Raw genomic sequence first — 1,019 nt, forward strand, 5'->3', positions numbered from 1 at the left:
GTTCCACCGTAAGGACCCGGCCACATATCCCAACCGGCCTTCGTCGAAATGATCAACTCGTCGCGGTGGGACTTGAAGTCACTGGCCAGGATGCGGCCGAAATTTTCTTCGGCGGAACCGGGCGGGGGTCCGTAGTTATTTGCGAGGTCGAAATGCATGACGCCGCGGTCGAAAGCGCGCCTCAAGATAGCGCGCCCCGTCTCGAAAACATCCGTGCCGCCGAAGTTCTGCCACAACCCCAGCGAAATCAGGGGGAGGTCGATGCCACTTTTTCCGCAGCGGCGAACCGGCATCTGGCCGTTGTATCGATCTGCGGATGGTTGATAGCTCATGGTCGGGTTCTCTTCATTGCGCCGAAGGAGAAGGATACGACGTATCGAGCCCCCGAAGGCTGCCGTGCTGCATTTGTCGGGTCTGACGAGGCGAATGGGACGAGTCTCGCAGCCAAGGTTTCACCGCTTAGCCTGCACCCGACGAGCCAATAGCTTCAGACCTCGATGAATCCCAATTTTTATGGCGGATTCCGATAGTCCGGTGCATCGGGCCGCCTCCGCAACGGAGAGCCCCTGCAATTTCACCAGCTGAATGGGCACGCGATGGCGATCGGACAAGGCATCCAGTAATCCCAGCACGTCCCGATGAGCATCTGCTGCATCAACACCCGACGTGGCAAAAAGTAACTCGTCATCCATCACCTCATGCAATGCCTCTCGGCGAGCGTAGCGACGAAAGAAGTCCATGAGCTTGTAGCGTGCGATGGCTCGTGCCCAAGCGGTCAACGGCCGGTCGATTTGGTAGGTGGGCAGCGCATCGTGCACGGCCAGCAGTGTTTCTTGAAGAATGTCTTCGACGTCATCGAGACGATGCGGAAGGTGTCGGCGAAGAAAGGCGCGAAGATGCTCGGACARCCCATCGAGGAATTTGCCGTACAGGAGTGCATCGCCAGCCAGGCCGAAGAGCAGCTGGCGCTTTAGCTTGGCTTCTGTAGAGCCTATAAGGCCACGAAGCATCGTCGGAAG

The 1,019-nt window shown here is 58.3% G+C and carries 2 protein-coding genes; both read right to left on the reverse strand.

Going from position 1 to position 1,019, the window contains the following annotated elements; genetic code table 11:
* The coding region (locus AC1DT2_RS24365) for an aldo/keto reductase (RefSeq protein WP_477299316.1) at window positions 1-332 on the reverse strand (332 nt) is incomplete at its 3' end.
* 120 nt (window positions 333-452) lie between these two features.
* Window positions 453-1,019, reverse strand: a 567-nt coding sequence (locus AC1DT2_RS24370; protein ID WP_477299317.1) for a sigma-70 family RNA polymerase sigma factor, incomplete at its 5' end; no start/stop codon positions are given.

Source organism: Luteibacter sp. P4_E6 (assembly GCF_056401535.1).